Source organism: Yersinia vastinensis (genome assembly GCF_902726565.1).
In the GTDB taxonomy this organism is placed as follows: domain Bacteria; phylum Pseudomonadota; class Gammaproteobacteria; order Enterobacterales; family Enterobacteriaceae; genus Yersinia; species Yersinia vastinensis.
On record NZ_CACVAF010000035.1, the window covers coordinates 1 to 1,013 of the forward strand.

Sequence of the window (1,013 nt, forward strand, 5' to 3'; positions counted from 1 at the left end):
CGAGCCTGATATTGTCCCGCATAAATCCCTTCAACCTGAAATCCTTGTGCGGATGTACGTGGCGCTGATATCCAGTTTCCGTTATCACGTCGCCACTCGGCCTCGTACGCTATCGCGCTGGCTGCTGGTTCCCATGTAACACGCAAGGTGGTTATGGCCAGCCCTTGAGAAAGAGCAGAGAAACTATCAATAACAACATTTGTTGGTGGCGGCTGAACACCAGGAGGAATGACGCTGATTGGCCGATCTTCAATTCTGGCCCCGGTATCGATACGAGCAAATTTATTCGGGTCATACTCGATAGCCGTGATGTCGTAAGATACCCCATCGCTCCCCTCTGTAATGCCCGTAACACGAAAAAGCTGTAAAGCTAGATCACTAGCATCAATGGCCCAAACCGATTGAGGAACAGGTGTTACGCTAAATGCCGTTGTGACAGTAATAACTTTCCCCGCAACAGTTTGAATCGTTCTCCCCTCGCTCTTTCCGGTAGGAAGATTCACGATGAGTCGCTCACCCACTGCAGCAGAAGAAACTCTATCGAGTGTAATATTGCGACCGTTAACCTTGCTTATTCGCCCCCCAAGAGGGCGACCGGCAACCATTTCATCGGCAATTCCCACGATATAGCCGGGTAATGGGATCTTGCCATCCAGACCAACAGTGAACGATACCGAACGATCAGCATCATTAGTGTGTAGAACCCACTTTCCGCGCCGAATCGCCTCAGTTTGTCGAGTGCAACCGATAGCAGTAACATCCGCCTGCTTCACACCGAACCGGCGAACTAGCGCAATTTCAGATACTGGCTCAATCGCATCTTGATAACCATTGGCCGGATCAGACCACGACACGAACGCATGGCTATAATGTGTTTTTTCACTGGCGCTGCTGTAGGTAAATTTTCCATCTTTCACGTTGGCGCGGGTGATTGCATAATCCATATCACGGGGCATATCGGCCAGAACGTTCATCTGATTATTGGCCCAGAAGGTCATGCCACGGAATATAGC

Annotated in this window: 1 protein-coding gene; it reads right to left on the reverse strand. The window is 50.1% G+C overall.

What is annotated here, in order from left to right; all coding sequences use genetic code 11:
• Positions 1 to 1,013, reverse strand: a 1,013-nt coding sequence (locus HUZ92_RS20700; protein WP_174846893.1) for a TipJ family phage tail tip protein, incomplete at both ends; no start/stop codon positions are given.